We start from the raw sequence: 26,261 nt of genomic DNA, 5'->3' as shown, positions 1-26,261 counted from the left end.
TCGCGCGTCAGCGCTCTTCAGCATTCGTTGCGGGATGTATTCGCGGTCATCACTACGCTGCAGCGCAGTAGGTACTCCACGGCAGGAGGCCGGTTACTGACGCGGTACGCTACAGGGAGTCGTACACCATGTCGATATTCAATCACTACCTGGAACGCTACGAGTCGATTCAGGAGGAAGAACTCACTATCCAGGAGTACCTGGAGCTGTGCAAAAACGACCGCAGCGCCTATGCCTCTCCCGCAGAGCGCATGCTGATGGCGATCGGTGAAGCCGAGCTGGTCGACACTTCCCGCGACCCCCGACTCTCGCGTATTTTTTCCAACAAAGTCATCAAGCGCTACAAGGCATTTGCCGAGTTCTACGGCATGGAAGATGCCATTGAACAAATTGTGTCCTTTTTCCGGCACGCGGCCCAGGGCCTCGAAGAGAAGAAGCAGATTCTATACCTGCTCGGCCCGGTAGGCGGCGGCAAGTCCTCGCTGGCGGAGCGCCTAAAGGCCATGATGGAGCAGATCCCCATTTACGCCATCAAGGGCTCCCCTGTATTCGAATCTCCACTAGCCCTGTTTTCCCCCTCCGAAGACGGCCAGATTCTGGAAGAGGATTACGGTATTCCGCGCCGCTATGTAAATACCATCATGTCTCCCTGGGCAGTGAAGCGCCTGCACGAGTACAAGGGCGACATCAGCAAATTCAAGGTTGTGAAGATCCGCCCATCGATTCTCGATCAGGTGGCCATCGCCAAAACCGAGCCCGGCGATGAAAACAACCAGGATATTTCTTCGCTCGTGGGCAAGGTGGATATCCGCAAGCTGGAAGACTTCCCGCAAAATGATCCGGATGCCTACAGCTTCTCCGGCAGCCTGTGTCGCTCCAACCAGGGCCTGATGGAATTTGTGGAAATGTTCAAGGCGCCGATCAAGGTGCTGCACCCACTGCTGACGGCAACCCAGGAAGGCAACTACAACAGCACCGAAGGACTGGGGGCAATTCCATTCAACGGTGTGATCCTGGCGCACTCCAACGAGTCCGAATGGCAGTCTTTCCGCAACAACCGCAACAACGAGGCATTCCTCGACCGCATCTATATCGTCAAGGTGCCCTACTGCCTGCGGGTTAAGGAAGAAATCAAGATTTACGACAAGCTGCTGGAACACAGCTCGCTGTCGAAAGCCCCCTGTGCACCGGACACCCTGCGCATGCTGGCCCAGTTCTCGGTGCTTTCACGCATCAAAAATCCAGACAATTCCAGTGTGTTTTCGAAAATGCGGGTGTACGACGGGGAAAACCTGAAAGACACAGACCCTAAAGCAAAAACCATCCAGGAATACCGCGACAACGCCGGTGTAGACGAGGGCATGAATGGCCTCTCAACACGCTTCGCGTTCAAGATTCTGTCCAAGGTATTCAATTTCGATGCCACCGAAGTGGCCGCCAACCCGGTACACCTGCTGTATGTACTGGAGCAACAGATAGAGCAGGAGCAGTTCCCACCAGAATTACACGAAAACTATCTGGGCTTCATCAAGGAATACCTGGCGCCGCGCTACGTCGACTTTATCGGCAAGGAAATCCAGACTGCCTATCTAGAGTCCTACGCAGAGTATGGACAGAACCTGTTCGACCGCTATGTGACCTATGCCGATTTCTGGATTCAGGATCAGGAATACCGCGATCCGGAAACCGGCGAGATTCTCGACCGCGCAGCGCTGAACGAGGAGCTCGAAAAAACCGAGAAACCTGCGGGCATTTCCAATCCAAAAGATTTCCGCAACGAGATCGTCAACTTCGTTCTGCGCGCCCGCGCCGGCAACCAGGGCAAAAACCCGGATTGGAGATCTTACGAGAAGCTGCGCGCGGTTATCGAGAAGAAGATGTTCTCCAACACCGAGGATCTGCTGCCGGTAATCTCATTCAACACCAAGGCCTCTGCGGACGATAAGAAGAAGCACGCCGACTTCGTCGCCCGCATGGTCGAACGCGGTTACACCGAGAAACAGGTACGACTGCTTTCCGAGTGGTATCTGCGGGTGCGGAAGTCTCAGTAAGAGGCGACGGGTTAGTGCCTTTAAGTCCTACGGTGGCGGCCCTGTCACCGGTAGTGCGCTTCGAGACACGCCGTAAACCCATCCATGGGGGCTTGTCGAAAAGGTCCCTCTTTTCGACAGTCTCGAAGAGCACTACCGGTACCAGGGCCTACAGCTCAACCTCTGGACTTCGCACTGAAAGGGTTGAGAAAGATTGCCGGACGTTATGCGAAAGCGCTGCTGCTGGGGGCAGTTTGTGAGACTGTCCGTCGGAGGGACCCGACAGACAAGCCCCCGGGATGGGTTAACGGCGTGTCTCACAAACTGCCCCCAGCAGCAGCGCTGCCACCAAAGAAACAAGTGGCACTGCAGCGCACCGCAACATAAGGCAGTAAAGCAATGAGTTACATCATCGACCGCCGTCTCAACGGCAAGAAGAAAAGCACCGTCAATCGTCAGCGTTTTTTGCGGCGCTACAAGTCACATATCAAGAAAGCCGTCGGCGAAGCCATGAACAGCCGATCCATCACCGATATGGGTACCGGCGAAAAAATCAGTATTCCCACCCGCGATCTCAATGAACCTACTTTCTCCAATGGCCGCGGGGGTCATATGGAGCAGGTATTGCCCGGCAACAAAGAGTTCATTACCGGGGACCGTATTCCCCGCCCGGGTCAGGGGCAAGGCCAGGGTAGCGGCGGCAGCGGGGCCAGCGACAGTGGCGAGGGAATGGACGAATTTGTTTTCCAGATTTCCCAAGAGGAATTTCTCGACTTCATGTTCGAAGGGTTAGAGCTGCCGAACATGGTCAAGCGCAAGCTGGCCGGCAATGACTCTTTCCATGTAGTCCGCGCTGGTATCTGTAATGAAGGTACCCCAGGCAGGCTCAATGTCGTGCGCTCCATGCGCGCCGCCAACGCCCGCCGTATTGCACTTAGCGGCGGCAAGCGTCGCAACCTCAAATTACTACAACAGGAACTCGAACTAGAGGAGAGCAAGGATGCCGCACTGCGCGACCAGCGCCGCGTGGATCAGTTGCTCCTCGAGATCGAAGACCTGCGGAGCCGTATCAAACGCATCCCGTTCCTCGACGACTTCGACCTTAAATACAACCTGCTGGTGAAGCAACCGCGCCCCAGCTCCAAGGCGGTGATGTTCTGCCTGATGGATGTATCCGGCTCCATGAACCAAGCCACCAAGGATATGGCCAAGCGGTTTTTCCTGCTGCTGTACCTGTTCCTTCAGCGCAGTTACGAGTACACCGAGGTGGTCTTTATCCGTCACCACACCAGTGCCAAGGAAGTGGATGAGCAGGAATTTTTCTACTCCCGTGAAACCGGCGGTACCATCGTATCCAGTGCGCTGAAAATGATGCGCGACATCATGGCCGAGCGCTATCCCGCGAGCGAGTGGAATATCTACGGTGCACAGGCATCCGATGGCGACAACTGGAACGACGACTCCAGCACCTGCCACAAAATTCTGATCGACGACATCATGCCCCACGTACAGTATTACTCCTACGTGGAAATCACCCCCAGAGACCACCAGGCCCTGTGGGATGAATACCGGAGTGTCGAGCAACTGTTTCCCGAACACTTCGCCATGGAGCAGATTATCGATGTAGGTGACATCTACCCGGTATTCCGCCAGTTATTTACCCAGAAGGTTGCAGCCTGATGCTAGATACAGCGATCAATAACAAGCAGCCCATCTCCACCACCTCCGAGTGGACTTTCGAGCTCATCCAGGAGTACGACCGGGAAATCGCGCTGCTGGCCAAGGAATTTGGCCTCGACACCTATCCCAACCAGATAGAAATCATCAGCTCCGAACAGATGATGGACGCCTACTCATCGGTGGGTATGCCGGTGGGCTATAACCACTGGTCTTTCGGCAAGCAGTTCATCAGTGTCGAGAACAACTACCAGCGCGGACGTATGGGGCTGGCGTACGAGATTGTGATCAACTCCAATCCGTGTATCGCGTACCTGATGGAAGAGAACACCATGACCATGCAGGCGCTGGTCATCGCCCACGCCAGTTACGGCCACAACTCTTTCTTCAAGGGCAACTACCTGTTCCGAACCTGGACCGACGCCAGCAGCATCATCGATTACCTGCTGTTTGCGAAAAATTACATCACCCGCTGCGAGGAACGCCACGGTGTGGATGAGGTAGAAGCGCTGCTGGACAGCTGCCACGCACTGATGAATTACGGCGTGGATCGCTATAAGCGCCCCTATCCCATTTCCGCCCACGAAGAGGAGCGCCGACAGAAGGAGCGCGAGGAATATCGCCAGCGTCAGCTGAACGACCTGTGGAGAACCATTCCCAAGCTGGGTGGAGCAGAAGAGCACGCGCAACCACACCGCTTCCCGGAAGAGCCGCAGGAAAATATTCTCTACTTCATTGAAAAAAATGCACCGCTACTGGAAAACTGGCAGCGGGAGCTGGTGCGCATCGTTCGTAAGCTGGCGCAGTACTTTTATCCACAGCGCCAGACCCAGGTAATGAACGAGGGCTGGGCGACCTTCTGGCACTATACGCTGCTGAACGAACTGCACGCGCGCGGCAAGGTGACAGACGGCTTCATGATGGAGTTCCTCACCAGCCACACTAGCGTGATTTACCAGCCGCCCTATGACAGCCCCTACTACAACGGTATCAACCCCTACGCGCTGGGCTTCAGTATCTTTACCGACCTGCGCAGAATCTGTGAAAACCCAACGGATGAAGACCGCGCATGGTTTCCGGACATTGCCGGCAGCAACTGGAAAGAGACCCTGCAATTTGCCATGCGGGATTTCAAAGACGAAAGTTTCATCCTGCAGTTCCTGTCACCCAAGGTGATGCGCGATATGAAACTGTTCTGTATTTCCGACGACGACCGGGAAAAGGAAATTGAGGTGGGCGCCATTCACAATGAAGAGGGCTACCGGGAACTGCGGGCAAAGCTGGCCGGGCAATACAACCTGGGCAACCGCGAGCCAAATATCCAGGTTTACTCCGTGGACACTCGCGGTGACCGCTCCATTACCCTGCACCATACCCAGCACCAGCGTCGCCCGCTGGGCAAGGACACCACTGAAGTACTGAGGCACCTGCATCGTCTGTGGGGGTTTGACGTGCACCTGCACAGCCTCAATGGCGATGAGATTACCGAGAGCTACCACTGCCCCGAACAGGGCAGAGACAGATCGGAGGAAGAGGAATCCATGCTGGTGCCCAAGCCAATCTGATGATCGGCGACCAGCAAAGGGGGAGCTAACCCCCTCGCACACGAGGCGATGACCGACAAAGACGCGCTTGCGTCAGCCAGCAGTTATGCGGGTCAGGCGTCCAGCAACAGATTGATGCGACCCACCAGCTCGTTGCGATCGCAACCAGCGGCAACCACTGCATCGGCACCGGCATCCAGCCAGCGCTGCTGGTTGGCCTCACCCTTTGGCGCCACTACCAGCACGCTCAGGGATGAAAAATCACTGCGGGAACGCACAAAATCCAGTACCTGGAAACCATTCACGCCTTCCAGGTTTGCATCCAGCACCAGCATCCCCGGTTTGCCGGTCACCATCATGGCACCGGCGGTAAAACTATCGCTGGCGATATCCACTTCCACGCCGGCCTGTTGCAGTAACTGACGGCCAGCAGCCAACTCCAGAGAGTCAGCCACCAGCAGAACCTTGCGGGTTGCACAGCCCAGTTCGGCCGGCACCGGCATGGCGTTGTCCCGCAGGAAAGCAACAAAGTCTTCCACACAGATGCGGTGGTCACCGCGCCCGGGAAGCTTGTAGGCCTTCAGCTGGCCTCGCTCAATCCAGCGGATTACCGTGCGGAAGTTTACTCCACAATACCGGGCTGCTTCCCCGGTCGTAAGAACATGCACTTCGCTCATTTTATTACTATCCCCCACGAATCGCGCATTTAGTTATTTATTATGCTGAATTAAACCAAACTTACAGGCGTTAATTCTATGCCTATATAGGTTTAACGAACCAACGGACAGTTCCCTCAATAAAAGTTTGATAGCCATGGTTGACAGCTATGACAGGTTAAATAGAATGGACAGTATGTTACCTAGGGTCATTGCACCTTCTGTAACAGGCGCTATCTGTGCCGAGTCTGCAGGCTTTTGCAGCCAACTGCAGAAAGATCGGCTGAAACTGGCGCAAGCGAGCTTGTTGGGATTCTCTCTCTACGAATACCCTAAGACCCTGGGCCCCCTTGAACTTTTGGGGCCTTTTTTTTATCTTCCCTGCCCTCCAATTCCCTACTATCTACCTGTCCCCGCGCCATTTTGGCGACGCGCCCGTCAGGTACAGCAGTATTTATGGCAATCTTCGCCCTCCCGTTTTTTATCGATACGACCGGCATCGCCTCGGGAGTCACACAATGAAATGCTATCTGGTTGGCGGCGCGGTGCGCGATCAACTACTGCAACGACCGGTGCACGAGCGCGACTGGGTCGTTGTCGGCGCCACGGAAACGGAGATGCTCGCGCAGGGGTTTCGCCCGGTGGGCAAAGATTTCCCCGTATTCCTGCACCCCGATAGCGGCGAGGAGTACGCCCTCGCCCGCACCGAGCGTAAAAGCGGCCACGGTTACGGCGGCTTTACCGTCTACGCCAGCCCAGAGGTCACCCTCGAGCAGGATCTGCAGCGTCGCGACCTCACCGTTAACGCCATGGCGCAGACCGAAGACGGCGAGATCGTCGACCCCTACGGCGGCCGCGCAGACCTGGAAGCGCGCAAACTGCGCCACGTCTCCCCCGCATTCAGCGAGGATCCGCTGCGTATTCTGCGTGTTGCCCGCTTCGCCGCGCGCTATGCGCCCCTGGGATTTCAGGTCGCCGATGAAACTATGACGCTGATGCGAGGCATGGTGGATGCAGGGGAAGTCGAACACCTGGTGCCGGAGAGGGTGTGGAAGGAAGTCAGCCGCGCCCTGACCGAGCCACGACCGGATGTATTTATCCGCGTGTTGCGAGAATGCGGCGCACTCAAGGTGCTACTGCCAGAAGTGGACAGCCTGTTCGGGGTACCGCAGCCGGCGCTCCACCACCCAGAAATCGACACCGGCGACCACGTACTGCGCGCCCTGTGTCAGGCGCCGGCGGAGCTGCCTGTACGTTTTGCGGTGCTGGTACATGATCTCGGCAAAGGCATTACCCCCGACGATGTCCTGCCCAGTCACCGCGGGCACGAAGCGGCCGGCTTGCCGCTGGTAAAGGAGGTGAGCAAACGACTGCGGGTACCCAACCCCATTACCGCACTGTCGCTCGGGGTATGCGAGTACCACCTGCACTGCCACCGCGCGTTCGAATTGCGCCCGCAGACCATCATGAAAATGCTACGTGCCCTCGATGCCCTGCGTCGACCGGAGCGGTTTGAACAGTTTCTCGAGAGCTGCGAAGCGGACGCCCGCGGGCGCAAAGGACTCGAAGACCGGGATTACCCCCAGGTAGATTACCTGCGCGCAGCCCGCGAAGCCGCGGCCGGTGTGGACCCGCAAGCGCTGATCGCCGAGGGGTTTGAGGGTGCAGAACTGGGCAAAGCCCTGGACCGCGCGCGCCTGCAGGCCGTCACCCACGTAAAAAGCACCTTCGGGGCACCGGACCAGGACTGATATCCTGCCCCGACTCAAAGCGGGCAGTAGCATTGGCTTAGCTGCCGACGTCCGCCACAATTTCACCCAGACTGGAAAACCACCATGGCCACCGCCCTGATTACTGGCGCTGCCGCCCGACTGGGGCGCGCGATCGCCGAAGAGCTGCACCGGGACCACCAGGTCGTCATTCACTACCGGAATTCCGCCGAGGCTGCGCAAAACCTGGTTGAAACGCTCAATGCCAGGCGCCCGGGCTCTGCGGCCGCAGTACAGAGCGAGCTGTGTTCGGCGGCGGACTGCGAGAAGCTGGCGCAGGCCGCCCAAGAATGCTTCGGCGAGCTGAACCTGCTGGTCAACAATGCGTCTGCGTTCTACCCCACCCCCATTGGCAGCGCCACCGAACAGCAGTGGGAAGAGCTGATGGGCAGCAACCTCAAGGCACCCTTTTTTCTCAGCCAGGCACTGGCGCCGGCGTTGGCGCGCACACACGGCTGCATCGTAAACCTGGCGGATATTCACGCCGACAAGCCCATGCCCAGCCACACTGTATACAGTGCCGCCAAGGCCGGGCTGGTGATGCTGACCAAGAGCCTGGCGCGGGAACTCGCCCCGCAAGTGCGGGTGAATGCCGTGGCCCCGGGTGCGATTCTGTGGCCAGAACAGGAGAGTGAAGGCTATAACAAGGAACAGATACTGGCGCGCATCCCCATGCAACGCAGTGGTGACCCGTCAGACATCGCCCGTACCGTGCGCTTTCTCGCCGCTGATGCCCCCTATATCACCGGCCAGATCATCGCCGTAGACGGCGGACGCAGTCTCAACATCTGAAATCCCGAACATAGAGAGTGAGGAGCAACCTCGTGAGCGAAAAGCAGTTTATTTCCGCCCAGTCATTGCTGGAGGACTCCTTCACCCTGGCGCTTAAAGTCGTGGAAAGCGGCTTTATGCCGGACTATATCGTCGGGGTATGGCGCGGTGGCGCCCCCATCGGCATCGCGGTGCAGGAGATGTTCGACTTCCTCGGGTTTCACGCCGACCATATCGCGATACGCACCTCGTCCTATACGGGCGTCAACCAGCGACAAAAAGAAGTAAAAGTGCACGGACTCACTTACCTGATCAAGCAGGTAGAGTCGCACGAGAAAATGCTGATCGTGGACGACGTCTACGATACCGGGCTGAGCATCCAGCAGGCCATTTCCGACCTGCGCAAGGCGTGCAAGAAAAACACCCCGGAAATTCGCACGGCCTGCCCCTATTTCAAACCCAATCGCAATCAGACCGATTGCGAGCCAGATTATTACCTGCACAAAACCGACGAATGGCTGGTATTTCCCCATGAATTGAAGGGACTGACGGAAGCGGAAATTCTGGAGCACAAACCGGAACTGCGCCGACATCAGGCGCTGCTTAAGAAAGTGATGAATCGGGAAAAATAAGCGGGCAGCAGGCGAGAAAACATACACATAACCAGGGCGACCGCGGTCGCCCGCAGGGGTCAGCCGACCTGCTCCAACGGCTCCCCATTCTCATCCACAAACAGCACATCGCGCACGCTGAGCGCTTCCCCAGCGACATTCTGTACCGCTACCTGTGCAATCGCTTCGCCGTTACCGCGCTCCACCAGCTGCATGGAGTCCTTGCTGCCGTTCCAGCGCTCGCTCCACTGACGCAGTGCGACCACCACGGCAAACAGATCGCGTCCCTTTTCCGTCAGGCGGTACTCGTAACGGGTACCGTGCTCCCCAACATCCACACGGGTCATCACACCGTTTTCCACCAGGCGGGACAGCCGGTCACACAGGATATTCTTGGCAATTCCCAGGCTTTTCTGGAAATCCCCATAACGCCGCGTACCCAGCATCGCCTGCTTGATTACCAGCAGGGACCACCAGTCGCCCACTTCATTCAGGGCGCAGGCCACCGAGCAGCCAAGATCATCAAATCGTTTACGTGTCATACAAAACAGTATAAGCGAAATGGTTGCATTAAAAAACCAAATGAAGTTTCATAACGCAACCTAATTGGCGGGCACCCCGGAATCCGGCCCCGCCACGGGCTAACTGAAGCATCTGTAAACGAGATTTCGGAGAGTGTTATGAGCGGCAACCTGGACAGCCTTTTGCGTCCTTTTGAACACAAATCCCTGAAGCTGCGCAATCGCGTGGCCATGGCCCCCATGACCCGCACCGCGTCCCCCGGCTACGTTCCCAACGACCAGGTGGCCGGCTATTACCGCCGCCGCGCGGAAGGTGAAGTGGGCCTGATCATCACCGAGGGCACCTTTGTTGATGGCAAGGCGGCCAACGGCTACGAGAATGTCCCGGCCATCTATGGCGAAGAAGCCCTGGCCGGCTGGAAAAAGGTGGTCGAGGAAGTTCACGCCGCCGGTGGCCAGATTATTCCCCAGCTCTGGCATGTGGGCTCCGTACGCAAAGAGGGAACCGGACCGGATAAATCCGTACCGGGCTATTCCCCCTCCGGCCTGTTCAAGCCCGGCAAGGCCAACGGCCACGCCATGACCAAAGAAGATATCCAGGATGTGGTACGCGCGTTCGCGGATGCCGCCAAGGCAGCCAAGGAAGTGGGCTTTGACGGGGTGGAAATCCACGGCGCCCACGGTTACCTGATTGACCAGTTCTTCTGGGAAGGCACCAACGTGCGCGAAGACGAGTACGGCGGCTCTATTGAAAACCGCACCCGCTTCGCGGTGGAAATTGTGAAAGCGGTACGCGAAGCCGTCGGCGAAGACTTTGCCATCGTGCTGCGCTACTCACAGTGGAAGCAGCAGGACTACGAAGCCAAGCTGGCGCATACCCCGGAAGAGCTGAAGCGTTTCCTGACCCCGCTGGTGGACGCCGGTGTGGATATCTTCCACGCCTCTACACGTCGTTTCTGGGTGCCGGAGTTCGAAGGTTCCGATATGAACCTGGCGGGCTGGACCAAGGAACTCACCGGCAAGCCGGTTATTTCTGTGGGCAGTGTCGGCCTCGACGATGATTTTATCGGCGGCAACAACCAGGGCATGGGCGGCACCGCCAACCCCACCGGCCTGGACGAATTGGTGCGCCGCATGGACACCAACGAGTTCGACATGATCGCGGTTGGCCGCGCACTGCTGCAGGACCCGAACTGGCTGCAGAAAGTGAAACAAGGTCGCGAGGAAGAAATCGTTCCGTTCACCAAGGAAGCTTTGGCAAGCCTGAGCTGATCGGCATCGCGGCCGGAACCCGGTCGCGTCCAAATTTCACTTCAAATTCACTGGCAGCTTGTCACAATGTCCACTTACTTCGCATAAGTGGACAGGCACCTGCCGGTGAACAGACTCAAGATTCTTCTGATTGAAGACAATCCTACGCTCGCACTCCAGACCGGTGAATTTCTGGAGCAGCACGACTGGCAGGTAGATTTCGCCAACTGCGGGCAACTCGGCCTGCAACTGGCCCTGACAGAGATCTACGACCTGATTCTGCTGGACCTGAACCTACCGGACATCGATGGCCTCGAGGTTTGCCGCCAGCTCCGCCAGCGAGCCCCCGTTGTCACCCCTATTCTTATGCTTACTGCACGTGATGCCTTTACCGACAAAGCGCAGGGGTTCCACTCGGGTGCAGACGATTACCTTTGCAAGCCCTTCGACCCGCGCGAGCTGGCCCTGCGTTGCGAAGCCCTTGCACGGCGCCGGGAATTGCACCGCAGTGATGAGGTTTGTATCGGTGCCCTGAAGATTTCCGGGCGCCGTCGCGAAGCCACGAGAAACGGACAACCGCTTAAACTCACCACAATTGCGTTCAATATTCTGTGGGAACTAGCCTGCGCCTACCCGGAGCCACTCAGCCGCAGTGAACTCAGCCACCGCATTTGGGGGGACAATCCACCGGACAGCGATGCATTGAAATCCCATGTCTACAGCCTTCGGCGCCAACTCGATCGGCCATTTCCCGAACCCATGCTGAAAACCATCAGCAATATCGGCTTCAAACTGGAGCAGCCCGGTGCAAACTGAAAGGCCGAAGGGAAGACTGAAGCGCAAAGTGCTCACCTTGTTCGGTGGATTCACACTGCTAATTTGCCTGATCTATTCAGGCATCGGGATAATCGCCGCCTATGTGATTGAAGACCAGTTGATCGACAACCTGATCAACAACGAAGTTGACTATATCGAGCGACATTTCCGGGAACACGGTGAACTGCCATCCCCCAGACTGCCACAGTTCACGCTCTACCCCTCACCAGCCGAAACTCCACAAGCATTTATCACTGCACTGGACGGTGAGCGGCGCAAGGCCGAATTATTTGTGGCGGGACATCAGCATTTCCATCTGCGTGAGCTGACGCCAGACACAGGGGCAATCCTCGCCTCAGAAGTCGGCAACCTGCTTACAGTGTCAAGCCAGTCGGGACGACTGATCTGGATGCTAGTCGCCACTTTCCTTTGCACAACGGCGCTGGCACTTTGTCTGGCCCATCGCCTGATCACCGGTACCGTGCGACCAATACTCTCCCTCGCAAGCGAGGTCGAATCGCAAGCGGCCAATACACCGCCACTGAAGCTGACGAGTAGCAATCGCAATGACGAAATCGGGTTTCTCGCACGCACTCTGGAACGGAATGTGCGCGAACTTCAGAACGCTCGACAGAGGGAAGTGGAATTCACCCGCGATGTCAGCCACGAGTTCCGCACTAATCTCGCAGTCGCATCCAACACTTTAACCCTGTCAGGTAACAGAGGCCTGAAGGCATCGGAAGCCCACGAGCTGAGTGCAATACTGGCAAACATGAACCGGACGGTAACCACCCTGTTGGCGCTGGCAAGATCGGAATCGTTCGAGCGCAAAATGTTTGACCTGCGCCCGCTGCTGGAAAACCGACTGCTGGCTCGCCCTGAAATATCGATTAAGGAAAGCTTCGAGATAAACCTTACCCTCGCAGAGTCAATTCATGTCACAGGCAATCCGCACCTCACGGAGTTACTTCTGGATATCCTGCTGGATAATGCCATCCGGCACGCCTCGCAACCCAAACTGAATATTTATCAAGATGGCGATGCCCTTGTGTTTGAAAATCCAGTGCAGACTACGTTTGATACCAAGCCCCTGTTTAACGCTGGTATTCGCGGCGAGAATAGTGAAGGAATTGGGCAGGGCCTTTATCTGGCCAGCAGGATTTTGACCGCACAGGAGTGGCATTACTCGGCTCACTGTGAGAACCAGGCTTTTTCCCTCTCTATATCTGTCTTTCCTGGCGCACAAAGCTAAGCCTGATTAGCAGTCGCGCTATTATTCCGGCGATTTTCACCTGAATTTCACCACCTGCTTTGTAGAGTGCCCCCTTTCATTTAAGAGGCATTCAACATGAACAAAAAGCTAACCCAAACAATCAAGGTATGCGCTATTGCAGGCCTGGCGCTCTGCTCTGTCATTCTATTCTGGTACGCCTTTATCGCGCTGAAAGTGCAACCACTTCCACAGGGTGAAATCCTGGATTCCTATGCCTTTCCCGCGCCGGAAAACATCGAAATGACCCTAACAGAGATTGGTGAAAGGGATTTCTCATTTTCCTATAAGAGCTTTGACGGCGCAGTGGTGAATGGACAAATCAGCTACCCGTCGATAGAACAGGAAACCTACCCCGTACTCATCGGCATTTCCGCCATGGGCAGGGGGTACCAACGTTGGTGGACGGACGCATACAAGGGGCGCCCGACGGTTACCCGGGTCAACGAGATTGGCCGTAGCGCCACGGAAAAAGGTTATGTAGTGATAGCTATAGACGCCAGGTATCACGGTACGAGAAAGGACCCGAACAAACCACTTAGTTCAATCATGAACAACCTCCACTTTTTCGGAGACAAGAGTGACTATGAAGCGATGATTCGAAATACAGTCCTGGACTACCGGGTTCTTATCGACTGGATTCGTACTCAGAAAGAGCTGAATGAGAACAACCTGAATCTGGTGGGCTACAGCATGGGCGCCCAGGTTGCCCTACTGATCGGGGGGCTCGACGCACAGATAAAACGGATTTTCGCCGTGGTACCGCCTTATTTAGACGACAAGACAGCGGCGGTAGCGCCAAAAAACCTCGCGCCCCTGATTGTGGACCCCGAGGTGCTTCTGATCACTGCCAGCGATGATGAGTACGCATCCCAAGAGGAAAATAAATCTCTCTACAGCGCGATCGCAAGCAAGAAGAAGGAGCACCTGACCTTTACCGGCAGCCACATCCTTCCCGGTAATTACGTCGATTCACTGGTTGATCGGTTATAGGTGTACGCCGCTCTACTCAGGCGGCCGGCCAATCAAACGTGACCGGCCACAATTTTTGTGCAGCCTGATCGTACTCCTCCCAGAGCTGTTGATAGGTTTTGCCTGCAACAGGATGCTGGGTATCTGGCGCCAGTTCAGATAGCGGTAACAACACGAATGCGTTCTTGAGGATTTCACCGCGCGGCAACTTTACCCCATCCACTTCGCCGGTGAGATCATCGTAGGTCAGGATATCGATATCCAGGGTGCGCGCGCTGAATTTGGGCCCACCGCGCAGGCGACCGTTGTCGTCTTCGATATGGCGCAAACGCAGCGCAAGCTCGCCGACGGACAAATCGGTTTCTATGGCGGCGACCAGGTTGTAGAAATTGTCGCCGTCGAAGCCCACCGCTTCGCTCTCATACACCTGTGACATGCGCAGATCGCCGAACGCTGCTACCAACGCGTCCAGTCCGGCACTCAGGTGTTTCTCGCGATCGATATTGCTGCCGAGACTCAGGTAAACGGTTGCCATTGCTCAGGCCTCCGAGGTCTGTGTATTGCTGCGCACACCGCGCTCGATAATAACCCCCACGTCGCGCGCACCGCGCACCGCACCGGGTTTCGACAGACGCAGGCGCAGCCAGCTTACATTGAATTCTTTGCGCACAATTTCTGCGGCCTGCTCGGCCATGGTTTCCACCAGCAGAAACTCGCTGCCCTCGATAAACGCGATCAGGCGCTTGGCTACCGCCTTGTAGTTGAGGGTGTGCTCGATATTGTCAGTGCGCGCCGCCTCGCGGATATCGAATGCCATTTCGATATCCAGGCTTACGGTCTGGCGAACTTCCCGTTCCCAGTCGTAAATGCCGATAATCGTATCGACCTTGAGATCGCGGATATAAACGATATCCAAAACTAGTCTCCTTCTATTGGTCTCTTAATCCGCGCCCAAAGTGCCGGTCAATTCAGTGAGGGGCCAGCGCGGGCGGACTTCTATATCGAGATCTGCACGCTGACCGGCCTGCAGGCGCAGGCAGCCGGCATAGGCGATCATGGCACCATTGTCGGTACAGAATTCGTGGCGCGGGTAGAACACGCTGCAACCATCCTCGGCCAGTCGCGCTTCCAGGCGCTGGCGCAGCAGCTTGTTGGCGGAGACACCGCCGGCAATCACCAGGGTCTTGCGCTTTGCCTGTTTGAGCGCACGGCGGCACTTGATTACCAGGGTATCCACCACCGCCTCCTGGAAGGCCGCGGCAATATCCGCGCAGGTCTGCTCGTCCGGCAGGCCGTCTTCCAGTGCATGTTTCTGCACGGTGGTCAGGGTGAAGGTCTTGAGACCGGAAAAACTGAAATCGAGCCCCGGGCGATCCGTCATCGGACGCGGGAAGGTGAAGCGCAGCGGGTCACCCTGCTCCGCCAGCGCCGCCAGGCGCGGGCCACCGGGATAGTCGAGGTCGAGCATCTTGGCCGCCTTGTCGAAGGCTTCGCCGGCGGCGTCATCGAGGGACTCCCCCAGCAGCTCGTACTGGCCGAGCCCCTGTACATCCACCAGCTGGGTGTGGCCGCCGGAAACCAGCAGGGCCACGAACGGGAATGCCGGCGGCTTGTCCTCCAGCATTGGCGCCAGTAGATGCCCCTCCATATGGTGCACACCAATGGCGGGCACACCCCAACCGTAAGCCAGGGCGCGACCAGCGCAGGCGCCCACCATCAGCGCGCCGATCAGGCCCGGGCCGGCAGTGTAGGCGACGCCGTCGATGTCCGCCGGCAGCGTGTCACTCTGGGCCATGACTTCGCGGATCAGGGGCAGCAGTTTGCGCACATGGTCGCGACTGGCCAGTTCCGGTACCACGCCACCGTAATCGGCGTGCAGCTTCACCTGACTGAACAGGGTGTGCCCAAGCAGGCCCTGTTCGCTGTCGTACAGGGCGACACCGGTTTCGTCACAGGAAGTTTCTATTCCGAGTACTCGCACGGGATTTCAAAGGTCCTCAACAGAAGTGTCCGGGTCAGCGCGATAAAAGGACAAATGACCGGTGCTGACCGGGTTTCAGGGGCGCTATCATACTCTTTAGAGCCTTTTCCGCCTAAGGAGAATTGCCGCCCGAGGCGCGCCGAGCCCCGTCAGGTGGCGGCCCCGGCAGAGGTCCGTGTCGCGACTGTTATAGCGACTATAGTTACAAGCCCGGTATCACACCCGGTCGACTGCGACGAAACCCGAAACGATTGCGCTCGCAGGCTTGCGAAGGCCAGATCATCTGTATAGAATTTGCGCCCTCGCTGTGAACCGGCCTCCGGATTGCATCTGCGAGAAGAGCAATTTGCCGGAAAGGCCGCCAGGATCCAGATGATCAAAGTAGATACATCTGGCCGAGAGAAACGAATTTTACAGGTAATCTAATGCCCTCAGTACGCATCAAAGACAACGAACCTTTTGACATCGCCCTGCGCCGTTTCAAGCGCTCCTGCGAAAAGGCTGGTGTACTCTCCGAAGTACGTCGCCGCGAGTTCTACGAAAAGCCGACTGCCGTTCGCAAGCGCAAGGCTGCCGCTGCTGTTAAGCGTCACGCCAAAAAACTGCAGCGCGAAAACCGCAAGTTCCAGCGTCTCTACTGAGTTCGAGCTTTCTCTCTCGATCACAGCACGCTGACGCGAATGCGGTTCGCGGCCAAAACGGCGCCCGAGTTTACTCGCGCGCCGTTTTTTATTGCCCGCAGATAGGCCAACTGCCCCCGCCTGCGCGCGCAAGCCTTGCCAAATTGCCCCTTTGCGCCAAATATTGACCATCCGACTGATAACTCCCAATAGCCAAAAAATTCCGGACGACCCAATGAGCACACTCAAGGAAACCCTCGCCGCCGCCACCAAAGACGCCATGAAAGCCCGTGAAAAGGCGCGTCTTGCCACCCTGCGACTGGTCAATGCCGAGATCAAACGCGTGGAAGTGGACGAGCGCATCGAGCTGGATGATGCCCGCATTCTCGCCCTGCTGGACAAAATGACCAAGCAGCGCCGCGACTCCATCACCCAGTACGAAAAGGCCGGCCGCCCGGAGCTCGCAGAAGTGGAGCAGCAGGAAATCGACGTGATCCAGGAGTTCCTGCCGGAACAGCTGAGCGAAGCGGAAATTCAGGAAATCGTTGCCGCCGCCGTCAAAGAGACCGGCGCCAGCAGCATGGCCGATATGGGCAAGGTGATGGCACTGGTAAAACCCCAGGTGCAGGGCCGCGCCGATATGGGTGCCGTCAGCAAGTTTGTGAAAGCGTCCTTTTAAGGCCGCCTGAAGCATCTCTATGGCAGGCAAGATCCCGCAGTATTTTATCGACGACCTGTTGGCCCGCGCCGACATCGTTCCGGTCGTCGATAGCCGGGTAAAACTGCGCAAAACCGGGAAAAACTATTCCGCCTGCTGCCCATTTCACGATGAAAAAACACCGTCTTTCACGGTAAGCCCGGACAAACAGTTCTACTACTGCTTTGGCTGCGGTGCCAGCGGCAACGCGGTCGGCTTCCTCATGGAATACGATCGCCTGCCCTTTCCGGAAGCGGTGGAAAAGCTCGCCGCCAGCCTGAGCCTGGAAGTGCCCCGCGAGCAGCTGGCCCCGGCGCAGATCAAGCGCCAGCAGGAGAGCCAGTCGCTCTACCAGCTCACCGAGAAAGCGGCCGAGTTCTATCGCGAAAAACTGCGCGACCACAAGGTCTCCGCCCGCGCCATCACCTACCTGAAAAACCGCGGGCTCTCCGGCGCAGTCGCCAAGGAGTTCGGGATCGGCCTGGCCCCGCCCGGTTGGGACAACCTGCTCAACCATCTCGGCACCAGCTCGGAAAAAACCGAGCAGCTGGAGCTTGCCGGCCTCGCCATCCGCCGCCAGGACAGCGATGGCAACCCGGGCAAAGCCGAACCCGGCAAGCGCCACCACTACGACCGCTTCCGCAACCGCATCATGTTTCCGATCCGCGATCAGCGCGGGCGCACCATCGCTTTTGGCGGCCGGGTGCTGGGCGACGACAAGCCCAAATACCTGAACTCCCCGGAAACTCCGATCTTCCACAAGGGCCGCGAACTCTACGGCCTCTGGGAAGCCCGCCAGGCCAACCGCGAGCTGAAGCGGCTGATCGTGGTTGAGGGATACATGGATGTGGTGGCCCTCGCCCAGTACGGCATCCGCTGCGCCGTGGCCACCCTCGGCACCGCCTGTGGCGAAGATCACATCCAGCTGGCTTTCCGCCACACCGGTGAAATCGTGTTCTGTTTCGACGGCGACCAGGCCGGGCGCACCGCCGCCCGCCGTGCCCTGGAAGCCGGCCTGCCACATATGCAGGACGGCCGCAGCCTGCGCTTTCTGTTGCTGCCGGAAGGAGAAGACCCGGACACCCTGGTGCGCCAGATCGGCGGCGAGCGCTTCGACCAGCTGATCGACGAACAGGGGCGCCCCCTGGAGGACTTCCTGTTCGACCTGCTCGGCGAAGGCATCAATATCCAGACCATGGACGGCCGTGCGCGCCTGTCCAAGGCCGCTGCCCCCCTGCTCGACCTGCTGCCCGCCGGCGTCTACCGCCAGCTGATGTTCCAGCAACTGGCCCGTCGCACCGGCCTCGAGCAGGACATGCTGGAAGAGATCATCGCCGCGGAGAAAGCCCGCACCGCCAAACTCGCACAGCAGGCACCATCCGCTGCTGCGCCGGCAAAGGCGCCCCCCAAGCAGGCATCTGCGCAACCGTCCGCGGAGGGAGAGCGCCCGCAGCAACCCCACACCACCGAATACCCGGATACGGGCGGCGACGCCCCTCCACCGGGCTACGACGAGCCGCCACCGGACTACGATTTGGCGGACCTGCCACCCCAGCGCGAGGACGAGCCTGCAGCGCAGCAACCCGCGCGCCGACACAGCGGCCAGTATCGCCTGCCCGCCGAACGTATGCTGATCGCCCTGCTGCTGCACCATCCCCAGCTGGCACAGCTGATCGCTGACCCGGCACGTTTTCGCGACAGTAACGATGCAGATTTGCAGCTTTTCGGTGAAATTCTCCAGGTTTTGCATAAAAACCCCGGCCTCAACAGCAATCAGCTATTCGGCCGCCTGCTGAACCTGGAGAGCAAGGAAGCCCGCGAACTGCTGCCTCACCTCGCCATGAGCCACCCCATTGTGGGCAGTGCCGGGCAGGCGCTGGAATACGACCCGGAGACCGAATTCAACGACTGCCTGCGCACCCTGGAAACCGCCGCGGAAAAGCAACGCAAGCGCGGACTGCTGGACCAGCTCAAAAGCAACGGCAACCAGCTGAGCCCCGAGCAGCTGGCACTGCTGGCACAGTTTCGTCGAAAACAGGACTAGATTTAGAAGCAAAGGTGCTGGTGCCGCTACTCGCTCAATTCCGAGCTTTTGCCCTTGAAATCCCGGACAGCATCACCATATACACAGACCCGCCTGCCAAAGCCGGCGGGAAACCCGAAGACAAGCGCGCCCGAATACCCTGAACCACGCTATCTGCCTTGACAGTCACAGTGGTTATTGCTTACGCAAATACGCTATAATCCCGCGTCTTTGTCCAGACAAAAGTCCCGACTATCAATCCCCAGAATTCAGGGTTGTGCATGACCGACAAAACCCAGCAGCAAAAGACCACCTCCCGCATCAGAGAACTGATCGCCCGCGGCAAAGAGCAGGGCTATCTCACCTATGCGGAAGTGAACGATCACCTGCCCGAAGACATCTCCGATCCCGATCAGGTGGAAGACATCATCGGCATGATCAACGACATGGGCATCAAGGTGTTCGAACAGGCACCCGATGCCGAAGAACTGTTGATGGCCGAAGGCGACAGCTCCGCCGATGAAATCGCCGCAGCTGAAGCCGCCGCCGCACTCGCCGCAGTTGAATCCGATGTAGGCCGTACGACCGACCCGGTGCGCATGTACATGCGCGAAATGGGCACCGTAGAGCTGCTCACCCGCGAAGGTGAGATCGCCATCGCCAAGCGCATTGAAGAAGGCCTGCGCGAGCTCATGGCCGCTCTCGCCTACTGGCCTGGCGCCGTGCAGCACATCATCGACGAATACGCGCTGATCGAGAAAGAAGAGCGCCGCATTCCCGACGTCATCGCCGGCTGGCTCGACCCCGCCGACGAAGTACCCCCGGGTGCCCAGGCTGGCCAGGCTGCGGAAGCGCAGAAGAAGGATGACAGCAAAGACGATGACGACAGCGACGATGACGATGACGACGACTCCGCTGCGGAAGAAGAAGAGAACGTAGGCGGCATCGATCCGGAAGAACTCGCCGAGCGCATGAATGCGCTGATCGCTGCGCAGAAGAAAGCTGATGCTGCCATCAAGAAGCACGGCCGCGACTCCAAAGAGGCCGGCGAGGCCATGGAAGCCGTGGGAGAAGTATTCCGCTTCTTCAAACTGGCGCCGCGCCAGTTCGACCCGCTGTACAACGCGGTGCGCAATATCCTCGACGACGTTCGCGCGCAAGAGCGCCTGGTGATGAACCTGTGCATCAAGCGTGCCCGTATGCCGCGCAAGACCTTTATCAAGGAATTCCCCGGCAACGAGACCAACGAAGACTGGATCCCAGCGATCATCAAGAAAAAGCGCGACTACTCCGACGCCCTGCGCCAGGTAGCCGAAGAAATCCAGCGCGCCCAGCGCAAACTGCAGCAGGCCCAGGACAAAGCCCAGCTGGACGTCGGCCAGATCAAAGAGATCAACCGTCGCATGTCCATCGGTGAGGCACGTTCTCGCCGCGCCAAGAAGGAAATGGTGGAGGCCAACCTGCGCCTGGTGATCTCCATTGCCAAGAAGTACACCAACCGCGGCCTGCAGTTCCTGGACCTGATCCAGGAAGGCAACATCGGCCTGATGAAAGCGGTAGACAAGTTCGAATACCGCCGTGGCTACAAGTTCTCCACTTACGCCACCTGGTGGATTCGCCAGGCGATCACCCGCTCCATTGCAGACCAGGCACGCACCATCCGTATTCCGGTGCATATGATTGAGACCATCAACAAGCTCAACCGTATCAGCCGTCAGATGCTGCAGGAAATGGGTCGCGAGCCCACCCCGGAAGAGCTGGGTGAGCGTATGGAAATGCCGGAAGACAAGGTACGCAAGGTCCTGAAGATCGCCAAAGAGCCGATCTCCATGGAAACCCCGATCGGCGACGACGAAGACTCTCACCTGGGCGACTTTATCGAAGACCAGAACCAGTCTTCCCCGATCGACACCGCAACGTCCACCGGCCTGCACGACGCTACCCGCTCCGTGCTGTCCGGGCTGACCGCGCGGGAAGCCAAGGTCCTGCGCATGCGCTTCGGTATCGATATGAACACTGACCACACCCTCGAGGAAGTGGGCAAGCAGTTCGACGTTACCCGCGAGCGTATCCGTCAGATCGAAGCCAAGGCGTTGCGCAAACTGCGCCACCCCTCGCGCTCCGAGCACCTGCGCAGCTTCCTAGACGAATAATTTCCCCAGGAAATGAAATCGTCCATACTGAAAAAGCCCGGCTCGCCGGGCTTTTTTGTGGGTTACGTTTTTATGTCAAACAGATGAACCAGCGGAGTTATACACAGAGCAATGGAAGAGCAGTTTGTGAATAAACCCGGAAAAACCGGTATCTCTCGCCTGATCGACGCCACCGAATACTCCCGCCAGGGACTTATCGCCACCTGGCGTAACGAAGCCGCCTTCCGCCAGGAAGTCTCCCTCGCGATTTTCCTGATTCCCGCTGCAATCTGGCTGGGAGAGTCCGGCGTTGAACGTGCGCTGCTGATCGGCGTGACCATGCTGGTCATGATCGTCGAACTGCTCAACAGCGCCGTAGAAGCGGTCGTGGACCGGGTCGGCCCGGAAAAACATCCGCTGTCAAAAATCGCCAAAGACACCGGCTCCGCAGCGGTATCCATTTCCCTGTTGCTGTGGGTCTCCACCTGGGCCTGCATCCTGCTGCCGCGCTGGATTGGCTAACCCCCGCATCCCTCCCGCGCGAGATTGCCCGTCAAAATTCGTGACCGCCGGCAGCCAGCTCCGGCAGCCCCGGTCGATTCAACTAAAATAATGGCACGATAGTACCAACTAGCGCGCAACGGACCTGCGCGCCGTAATAACGGTTAACGGCCAGAATCGACCAATAACGAACCAGGGATGGAATCATGTCGTTTCCCCGCGCGGGTCGTGCGTTTGACGCCGGCGCCCCCGGGCTGTGCAGGCTGGCACTGCCCCTACTCTTGTCTACTGTGATCCCCACCAGTGCCGACGCCCAGGTCGCCTTCGGCGATGGCGACGATCACCACCGCCTCAATGCCAACAGCCCCAGCGGTCGCAACAGCAGCGCCATTGTCGACGGCGGCGGTGGCAATGACACCCTCACCATCGAGGGGCTCAGCCTCGGCAATCCGACACGCCTGAAACACTGGGAAACCATCTCACTGGAGCAGAGCAGCAGATTCACCCTGGACCAATACCTGACACTGGGCGGCAGCGATTACCTGCCCGGGCGCCTGCAGACCGGCGTCGACAGTCATGTGCTGATGCCCTATTACAGCGCAGGTATCCGCGCCAGCGGCGATCAGGCGCTGACCGTATCCAATAGCGGCACCATCGACATGCGCGGTGACACTGCCAACCAGCTTTGGATTCACGGTAACTACGTGGGTAGCACCGGCAGCGTGATTCTCATGGACATGGTGGCAGGGGGAGACGACAGCCTCGCCGATCGCCTGGTCCTCGACGGCGGCCGCGCCGGCGGCAGCACCCGGCTGCTGTTCGAGAGAGCAGCGGGAACGGGCACAGATACCCGGGACGGAATTCTGGTAGTACAGGCTCGCAACGGTGGCAGCAGCGCCCCGGGCGCCTTCTATATGCCGGAGCCCATCTCCGCAGGCCCCTACGAATATTTCCTGTTCCGCGGCACCGGCGACCCGGAAAACGAAGACAACTGGTACCTGCGCTCAAACCTGAAACCGGGAGACGCGCCCTCCATCGCCCCGGGCACCCAGGGACTTGCCTTCAGCAGCGTCAGCGACACCATCACCACCGGCAACAACACCGCTGCAGCGAACCTCGTCGGCCCGGCACCCGCCGCCGGCGAAGCCCCGATTCCGCTGTACCGCCCGGAGATCCCGCTCTACGCCCAGGCAAAATCCCTCGCCCGCCTCACCTCGCTGCAGGAGATTGGCAGCTACCACCGCCGGCGCGGGGAACAGCGCAGCTGGTTCGACGGCGTAAATGACGACTGGCTGCGCGTGCATCACATGAGCGCCGACTACAACTGGAACGGCGATATCAGCAACCGCTTTGACGGCAGCATCACCGGCCTGCAGGTGGGCACCAACATCTGGTCGGCCCCCACCTGCACCGGCGGCGCGCGGGAAATGGGGTTGTTTGTGGGCAGCACCCGTGCCAGTGGTGACGTGACTGGCTTTGCCCGCGGCTTCAGCGACTACAGCTCAGGGCAGAATGACCTTACCAGCTACCACATCGGCTATTACTTCAACGACTACCGCCCAGACATGGGCTACTTCGATATCACCGCCAAGGTGGCCTACCTGAAACTGGAGAGCCGCTCATACCGCGGTATCGGCGCCACGGTAACCGGCCCCCAGCTCACCATCTCTGTGGAAAAGGGGTTTACCTGGCAGGCATCGGAGCATTTCAATATCGAGCCACAGCTTCAGGCAGTGGCCAACTACAGCAACCTCAGCGCTTACGAAGACGGAATTTCCTGGGTGGAACCGGACATGACCCCGGAGGCCAACTTCCGAGCGGGTATGCGCGCCTACAACACCGACAGTAAGTGGCTCGACGGCAACCTGCGCGGCTACCTGTTCGGCAACGTGTGGCACACCCTCGGCGGCAACGACCAGCTGCTGTTCGACACCAGACTCCAGCTCAATCTGGAGCGCCGGGCGACCTGGGGAGAGTTCGGCGGGGGCGTGGTATTGCTGCAGAGCAAACTGGGCAGCGCTTTCCTCAATGTGGGTTACCAGCGCTCACTGGACGACCTGGACTGGTCCGGCGCAAACGCAAGCCTCGGCTTCAACTGGGCCTGGTAAGGCCAACACAACAGGGCAAAGCGTTGATTTGACACAAAAAATCGAGTACTTTGCCAACCCGCTCGCAAGTCCCTGCGAGCCCCGGTGGGGGCCCTTAGCTCAGTTGGTTAGAGCATCCGACTCATAATCGGCAGGTCCTGGGTTCAAGTCCCGGAGGGCCCACCATTTTCCGCCCAATACCCATTCAATCCAACATCCAAGCCGTCCCTGACCGACTCTGCTTGTCGTGGCACTCCGAAATTAGAGGAAGCCGGCAATCGCTGAGCCCCGTCAAAGGCAGCAACTTGACCTAGCTATGCAGGGGCAAAGAATCCCGAAGCGGAATCCGCTTCGGGAAGCATGCGCAGGGCACCCTACTACACAACCCCTACCATTTTGTGCAAAGGGCCCAAATCACGCGTTGACGCAAATTTTAGTAAGCATAGCCATCGTGGCTGTTTTCCAGCGAGTAGAAAGTGGCTTCCACATAGTCGCTTCCGCTACCAGTATTGTTCTGGTTGTATACACCGGCCTTGAAATACTGGTACTGATCAGCAACATCGTAACCACTGCTGCTCATGTCAACGACCTGAACCACGTCGGCCTTCCCGTCCCGAGAGATGGTGACAGTCAGGGTGTTCCCCACCACCTTGATCTCGTAGCTCCAGATTTCATCCAGAGCAATACCATCAGCAGGATCAGAAGCACTACTGGAACGGCTACCAATCAATTCGTACCAGCTGTCGCTGCCACCATTGGGCTCGTGGGCGATGTACACAGAGCCTTTGCTGTTACCCGGAAGTTTGCGGTAGTACAGGCGCAGGGGCTCGTCATTATTTGCGTGAATTTGCCCGACAATCACCCGCCCCACCTGACCACTGTCACCAGTGGTAGTTACATGGTTAACCGCCAGTGTTGCTCGCAAAACACCGTCAACACCACCCGCGGCATTGCGTGCAGAAGCCGGCGCAGAACCGAATACCCAGTTGTTTCCGTTGATGCCTTGGGTACTGATACTGGTATCGCCACGGCGCAGCATCTCCCGTAGCTCGGTACGGGTGTAGGAAGTATTGGTTGAGGTCTTGTAACCGCTCACCGGGCACCGGAATACCATGCCGCCATCAGCGGCGGTATAGAAGTAGCTGCTATTTTCGTAACCTCCATTTAACTCGGCCTCCTTGATTGAGTCCGCGGTCCCACTGCCATCATTGTCACTGGGTACACTCAGGTACCAGTCAGCGAGATCAAAATTACTGGAAGGAGGTAAATTTGGATCGAGAGAACCACCGGAACTCGATCCTGAACCTGAGCTTCCACCGGCGCCTCCACTGGAACTGCTTCCAGAACCACTGCCGTCTCCACACCCGATCACATCCATTTCCAGAATGCTGTTCCAGTTATTGGAGGAATTGCCACTCCCAGTGAGACGCACATAACGCGCAGTGGAGTCGATGATGTCGTAACTTTCCAGATCGGCACTGGATCCACTGGACTGCCCACCGGAAAGCACCGCAGTCCAGTTGCTGTTGTCGGTCGAGGTTTCCACGGTGAAGAAGCTGGAACGCAGGTCACCCCTGTACCAGGCGATATCCACCCCCTCCACAGTCTGTACACTACCGAGATCGAGAGTGATCCATTTGATCCCTTGGGAAGACCAGCGGGATTCGTCGGCAAGGCTGCCGTCCAGTACATTACCAGGACCATGCCCATCGTTAGTGCCATCGTCAGAGGCGGATACCACGGACAAGTTACTGCCTGAAGTACAGATACTACCACCCGAACTGCTGCCGCCCCCGGATCCGGATCCAGCGCCCAGCTCTTCCAGAACAAAACTATCGAACCGCCCCTCACTACCGCTGTAGGCACCGAATACCGTAATGCTGCTCGCGCTACCGGAATTGAATTCCACAGAGACCTGCTGCCAGTCAGCGCTATCAATACTGCTATCGAAAGTACTGCCGACCACCTGCACTCCTACAGTACCGGCACCAAGTACATAAGCACTAAGGCGGTAATTTGTATTGGCGGTGACAGTAACCTGCTGCTCTATTTTCCCGCCGCTACCAGATATTTTTGCGGACTTACTGCCACTATAGGCAACACCAGAAATAGCGGACGGATCGCTATCATTCCAGCTGGCCCAGTCGCTTTCAAAACCAGGGTTTTGAATGGATGCACTAGCAGAAGCCATAAAATTCGACAACGCCACTGCGCAACTGATTTTCATCATCACGGATTTTATTTTCATTGGACCCTCATTATTTTTTGGGGTATCGATGATTGCAGCAATAACTACCTGCTGCGGTTTTTTCCAGAAAGCCACCCGCAGCGA

At 58.0% G+C, this 26,261-nt stretch carries 22 protein-coding genes and 1 tRNA gene; 17 read left to right on the top strand and 6 right to left on the bottom strand.

The window, feature by feature from the left end; all coding sequences use genetic code 11:
- The first annotated feature begins 128 nt into the window (after nucleotides 1–128).
- The 3 genes from HUW35_RS08575 to HUW35_RS08565 all read left to right on the top strand — a co-directional run bounded on the left by HUW35_RS08575 (nucleotide 129) and on the right by HUW35_RS08565 (nucleotide 5,272).
- A complete protein-coding gene (locus tag HUW35_RS08575) occupies nucleotides 129–2,051 on the top strand; it encodes a PrkA family serine protein kinase (RefSeq protein WP_181255157.1) in 1,923 nt (640 codons plus the stop codon).
- Nucleotides 2,052–2,429: 378 nt separating this feature from the next.
- Nucleotides 2,430–3,710 carry a YeaH/YhbH family protein gene (locus tag HUW35_RS08570; protein ID WP_181255156.1) on the top strand — a complete coding sequence of 427 codons (1,281 nt, stop codon included), beginning with the start codon at nucleotides 2,430–2,432 and terminating at the stop codon, nucleotides 3,708–3,710.
- A complete protein-coding gene (locus HUW35_RS08565) occupies nucleotides 3,710–5,272 on the top strand; it encodes a SpoVR family protein (protein WP_219932671.1) in 1,563 nt (520 codons plus the stop codon). The genes HUW35_RS08570 and HUW35_RS08565 overlap by 1 nt, the downstream gene beginning before the upstream one ends.
- 92 nt (nucleotides 5,273–5,364) lie before the next feature.
- Here HUW35_RS08565 and HUW35_RS08560 read toward each other — a convergent pair whose 3' ends face one another.
- Nucleotides 5,365–5,928 (bottom strand): helix-turn-helix domain-containing protein, encoded by a 564-nt coding sequence (locus HUW35_RS08560; protein WP_181255155.1) that lies wholly within the window; start codon nucleotides 5,926–5,928, stop codon nucleotides 5,365–5,367.
- A gap of 497 nt (nucleotides 5,929–6,425) precedes the next feature.
- Between HUW35_RS08560 and HUW35_RS08555 the strand changes: the two genes are divergently transcribed.
- The 3 genes from HUW35_RS08555 to HUW35_RS08545 all read left to right on the top strand — a co-directional run bounded on the left by HUW35_RS08555 (nucleotide 6,426) and on the right by HUW35_RS08545 (nucleotide 9,079).
- On the top strand, nucleotides 6,426–7,658 hold the full coding sequence (locus tag HUW35_RS08555; protein WP_181255154.1) for a multifunctional CCA addition/repair protein: 1,233 nt from the start codon (nucleotides 6,426–6,428) through the stop codon (nucleotides 7,656–7,658).
- 84 nt (nucleotides 7,659–7,742) lie between these two features.
- Nucleotides 7,743–8,468: a pteridine reductase gene (locus tag HUW35_RS08550; protein ID WP_181255153.1), complete on the top strand. Its 726-nt coding sequence runs from the start codon at nucleotides 7,743–7,745 to the stop codon at nucleotides 8,466–8,468.
- A 32-nt stretch (nucleotides 8,469–8,500) separates the two neighbouring features.
- Nucleotides 8,501–9,079 (top strand): phosphoribosyltransferase, encoded by a 579-nt coding sequence (locus tag HUW35_RS08545; RefSeq protein WP_181255152.1) that lies wholly within the window; start codon nucleotides 8,501–8,503, stop codon nucleotides 9,077–9,079.
- A 59-nt stretch (nucleotides 9,080–9,138) separates the two neighbouring features.
- Here HUW35_RS08545 and HUW35_RS08540 read toward each other — a convergent pair whose 3' ends face one another.
- Nucleotides 9,139–9,600 (bottom strand): helix-turn-helix domain-containing protein, encoded by a 462-nt coding sequence (locus HUW35_RS08540; protein WP_181255151.1) that lies wholly within the window; start codon nucleotides 9,598–9,600, stop codon nucleotides 9,139–9,141.
- A 138-nt stretch (nucleotides 9,601–9,738) separates the two neighbouring features.
- On the opposite strand from HUW35_RS08540, the gene HUW35_RS08535 reads away from it, so the two are divergent.
- From HUW35_RS08535 to HUW35_RS08520, 4 genes are all read left to right on the top strand, one after another.
- Nucleotides 9,739–10,851, top strand: coding sequence for an NADH:flavin oxidoreductase (locus tag HUW35_RS08535; RefSeq protein ID WP_181255150.1), 1,113 nt, complete (start codon nucleotides 9,739–9,741; stop codon nucleotides 10,849–10,851).
- A gap of 105 nt (nucleotides 10,852–10,956) precedes the next feature.
- Complete coding sequence (locus HUW35_RS08530; RefSeq protein WP_181255149.1) at nucleotides 10,957–11,646, top strand: response regulator transcription factor; 690 nt, start codon at nucleotides 10,957–10,959, stop codon at nucleotides 11,644–11,646.
- Complete coding sequence (locus HUW35_RS08525; protein ID WP_181255148.1) at nucleotides 11,636–12,898, top strand: HAMP domain-containing sensor histidine kinase; 1,263 nt, start codon at nucleotides 11,636–11,638, stop codon at nucleotides 12,896–12,898. The genes HUW35_RS08530 and HUW35_RS08525 overlap by 11 nt, the downstream gene beginning before the upstream one ends.
- Nucleotides 12,899–12,994: 96 nt before the next feature.
- Nucleotides 12,995–13,909 carry a dienelactone hydrolase family protein gene (locus HUW35_RS08520; protein WP_181255147.1) on the top strand — a complete coding sequence of 305 codons (915 nt, stop codon included), beginning with the start codon at nucleotides 12,995–12,997 and terminating at the stop codon, nucleotides 13,907–13,909.
- A 16-nt stretch (nucleotides 13,910–13,925) separates the two neighbouring features.
- On the opposite strand, the gene folK is transcribed toward HUW35_RS08520, so the two are convergent.
- The 3 genes from folK to tsaD are packed head-to-tail and all read right to left on the bottom strand — an operon-like array spanning nucleotide 13,926 to nucleotide 15,869.
- Nucleotides 13,926–14,423 (bottom strand): 2-amino-4-hydroxy-6-hydroxymethyldihydropteridine diphosphokinase, encoded by a 498-nt coding sequence (folK, locus tag HUW35_RS08515; protein WP_181255146.1) that lies wholly within the window; start codon nucleotides 14,421–14,423, stop codon nucleotides 13,926–13,928.
- 3 nt (nucleotides 14,424–14,426) lie between these two features.
- Nucleotides 14,427–14,804: a dihydroneopterin aldolase gene (folB, locus tag HUW35_RS08510; protein ID WP_181255145.1), complete on the bottom strand. Its 378-nt coding sequence runs from the start codon at nucleotides 14,802–14,804 to the stop codon at nucleotides 14,427–14,429.
- Between the two features lie 24 nt (nucleotides 14,805–14,828).
- Nucleotides 14,829–15,869, bottom strand: a complete 1,041-nt coding sequence (tsaD, locus tag HUW35_RS08505; RefSeq protein WP_181255144.1) for a tRNA (adenosine(37)-N6)-threonylcarbamoyltransferase complex transferase subunit TsaD — start codon at nucleotides 15,867–15,869, stop codon at nucleotides 14,829–14,831.
- Between the two features lie 425 nt (nucleotides 15,870–16,294).
- On the opposite strand from tsaD, the gene rpsU reads away from it, so the two are divergent.
- The 7 genes from rpsU (at nucleotide 16,295) to HUW35_RS08470 (ending at nucleotide 24,115) form a co-directional block, all read left to right on the top strand.
- Complete coding sequence (gene rpsU / locus HUW35_RS08500) at nucleotides 16,295–16,510, top strand: 30S ribosomal protein S21 (RefSeq protein WP_020411530.1); 216 nt, start codon at nucleotides 16,295–16,297, stop codon at nucleotides 16,508–16,510.
- 214 nt (nucleotides 16,511–16,724) lie between these two features.
- A complete protein-coding gene (locus tag HUW35_RS08495) occupies nucleotides 16,725–17,168 on the top strand; it encodes a GatB/YqeY domain-containing protein (protein ID WP_181255143.1) in 444 nt (147 codons plus the stop codon).
- 19 nt (nucleotides 17,169–17,187) lie between these two features.
- Nucleotides 17,188–19,230, top strand: coding sequence for a DNA primase (gene dnaG / locus HUW35_RS08490; protein WP_181255142.1), 2,043 nt, complete (start codon nucleotides 17,188–17,190; stop codon nucleotides 19,228–19,230).
- Between the two features lie 260 nt (nucleotides 19,231–19,490).
- Nucleotides 19,491–21,362 (top strand): RNA polymerase sigma factor RpoD, encoded by a 1,872-nt coding sequence (gene rpoD, locus HUW35_RS08485; protein WP_181255141.1) that lies wholly within the window; start codon nucleotides 19,491–19,493, stop codon nucleotides 21,360–21,362.
- Between the two features lie 111 nt (nucleotides 21,363–21,473).
- Nucleotides 21,474–21,863, top strand: a complete 390-nt coding sequence (locus tag HUW35_RS08480; RefSeq protein ID WP_181255140.1) for a diacylglycerol kinase — start codon at nucleotides 21,474–21,476, stop codon at nucleotides 21,861–21,863.
- 185 nt (nucleotides 21,864–22,048) lie between these two features.
- Nucleotides 22,049–23,950, top strand: coding sequence for an autotransporter outer membrane beta-barrel domain-containing protein (locus HUW35_RS08475; RefSeq protein ID WP_181255139.1), 1,902 nt, complete (start codon nucleotides 22,049–22,051; stop codon nucleotides 23,948–23,950).
- A gap of 88 nt (nucleotides 23,951–24,038) precedes the next feature.
- Nucleotides 24,039–24,115, top strand: a tRNA-Ile gene (locus HUW35_RS08470).
- Nucleotides 24,116–24,362: 247 nt separating this feature from the next.
- On the opposite strand, the gene HUW35_RS08465 is transcribed toward HUW35_RS08470, so the two are convergent.
- Nucleotides 24,363–26,177, bottom strand: coding sequence for a polysaccharide lyase family 7 protein (locus HUW35_RS08465; protein WP_255463563.1), 1,815 nt, complete (start codon nucleotides 26,175–26,177; stop codon nucleotides 24,363–24,365).
- Nucleotides 26,178–26,261 lie beyond the last annotated feature (84 nt).

It is taken from the genome of Microbulbifer sp. YPW1, assembly GCF_013367775.1.
Classification (GTDB): domain Bacteria; phylum Pseudomonadota; class Gammaproteobacteria; order Pseudomonadales; family Cellvibrionaceae; genus Microbulbifer.
This window is presented reverse-complemented; position numbering and strand designations above follow the sequence as displayed.

Excerpts from the sequence above, each read along its gene's own strand:
- HUW35_RS08550 (WP_181255153.1), top strand. The coding sequence starts at position 7,743 with ATGGCCACCGCCCTGATTACTGGCGCTGCCGCCCGACTGGGGCGCGCG.
- HUW35_RS08555 (WP_181255154.1), top strand. The coding sequence starts at position 6,426 with ATGAAATGCTATCTGGTTGGCGGCGCGGTGCGCGATCAACTACTGCAA.
- HUW35_RS08570 (WP_181255156.1), top strand. The coding sequence starts at position 2,430 with ATGAGTTACATCATCGACCGCCGTCTCAACGGCAAGAAGAAAAGCACC.
- rpoD (WP_181255141.1), top strand. The coding sequence starts at position 19,491 with ATGACCGACAAAACCCAGCAGCAAAAGACCACCTCCCGCATCAGAGAA.
- folK (WP_181255146.1), bottom strand. The coding sequence starts at position 14,423 with ATGGCAACCGTTTACCTGAGTCTCGGCAGCAATATCGATCGCGAGAAA.
- HUW35_RS08575 (WP_181255157.1), top strand. The coding sequence starts at position 129 with ATGTCGATATTCAATCACTACCTGGAACGCTACGAGTCGATTCAGGAG.
- HUW35_RS08520 (WP_181255147.1), top strand. The coding sequence starts at position 12,995 with ATGAACAAAAAGCTAACCCAAACAATCAAGGTATGCGCTATTGCAGGC.
- HUW35_RS08495 (WP_181255143.1), top strand. The coding sequence starts at position 16,725 with ATGAGCACACTCAAGGAAACCCTCGCCGCCGCCACCAAAGACGCCATG.
- rpsU (WP_020411530.1), top strand. The coding sequence starts at position 16,295 with ATGCCCTCAGTACGCATCAAAGACAACGAACCTTTTGACATCGCCCTG.
- HUW35_RS08475 (WP_181255139.1), top strand. The coding sequence starts at position 22,049 with ATGTCGTTTCCCCGCGCGGGTCGTGCGTTTGACGCCGGCGCCCCCGGG.
- HUW35_RS08540 (WP_181255151.1), bottom strand. The coding sequence starts at position 9,600 with ATGACACGTAAACGATTTGATGATCTTGGCTGCTCGGTGGCCTGCGCC.
- HUW35_RS08560 (WP_181255155.1), bottom strand. The coding sequence starts at position 5,928 with ATGAGCGAAGTGCATGTTCTTACGACCGGGGAAGCAGCCCGGTATTGT.
- HUW35_RS08535 (WP_181255150.1), top strand. The coding sequence starts at position 9,739 with ATGAGCGGCAACCTGGACAGCCTTTTGCGTCCTTTTGAACACAAATCC.
- dnaG (WP_181255142.1), top strand. The coding sequence starts at position 17,188 with ATGGCAGGCAAGATCCCGCAGTATTTTATCGACGACCTGTTGGCCCGC.
- HUW35_RS08565 (WP_219932671.1), top strand. The coding sequence starts at position 3,710 with ATGCTAGATACAGCGATCAATAACAAGCAGCCCATCTCCACCACCTCC.
- HUW35_RS08465 (WP_255463563.1), bottom strand. The coding sequence starts at position 26,177 with ATGAAAATAAAATCCGTGATGATGAAAATCAGTTGCGCAGTGGCGTTG.
- HUW35_RS08480 (WP_181255140.1), top strand. The coding sequence starts at position 21,474 with ATGGAAGAGCAGTTTGTGAATAAACCCGGAAAAACCGGTATCTCTCGC.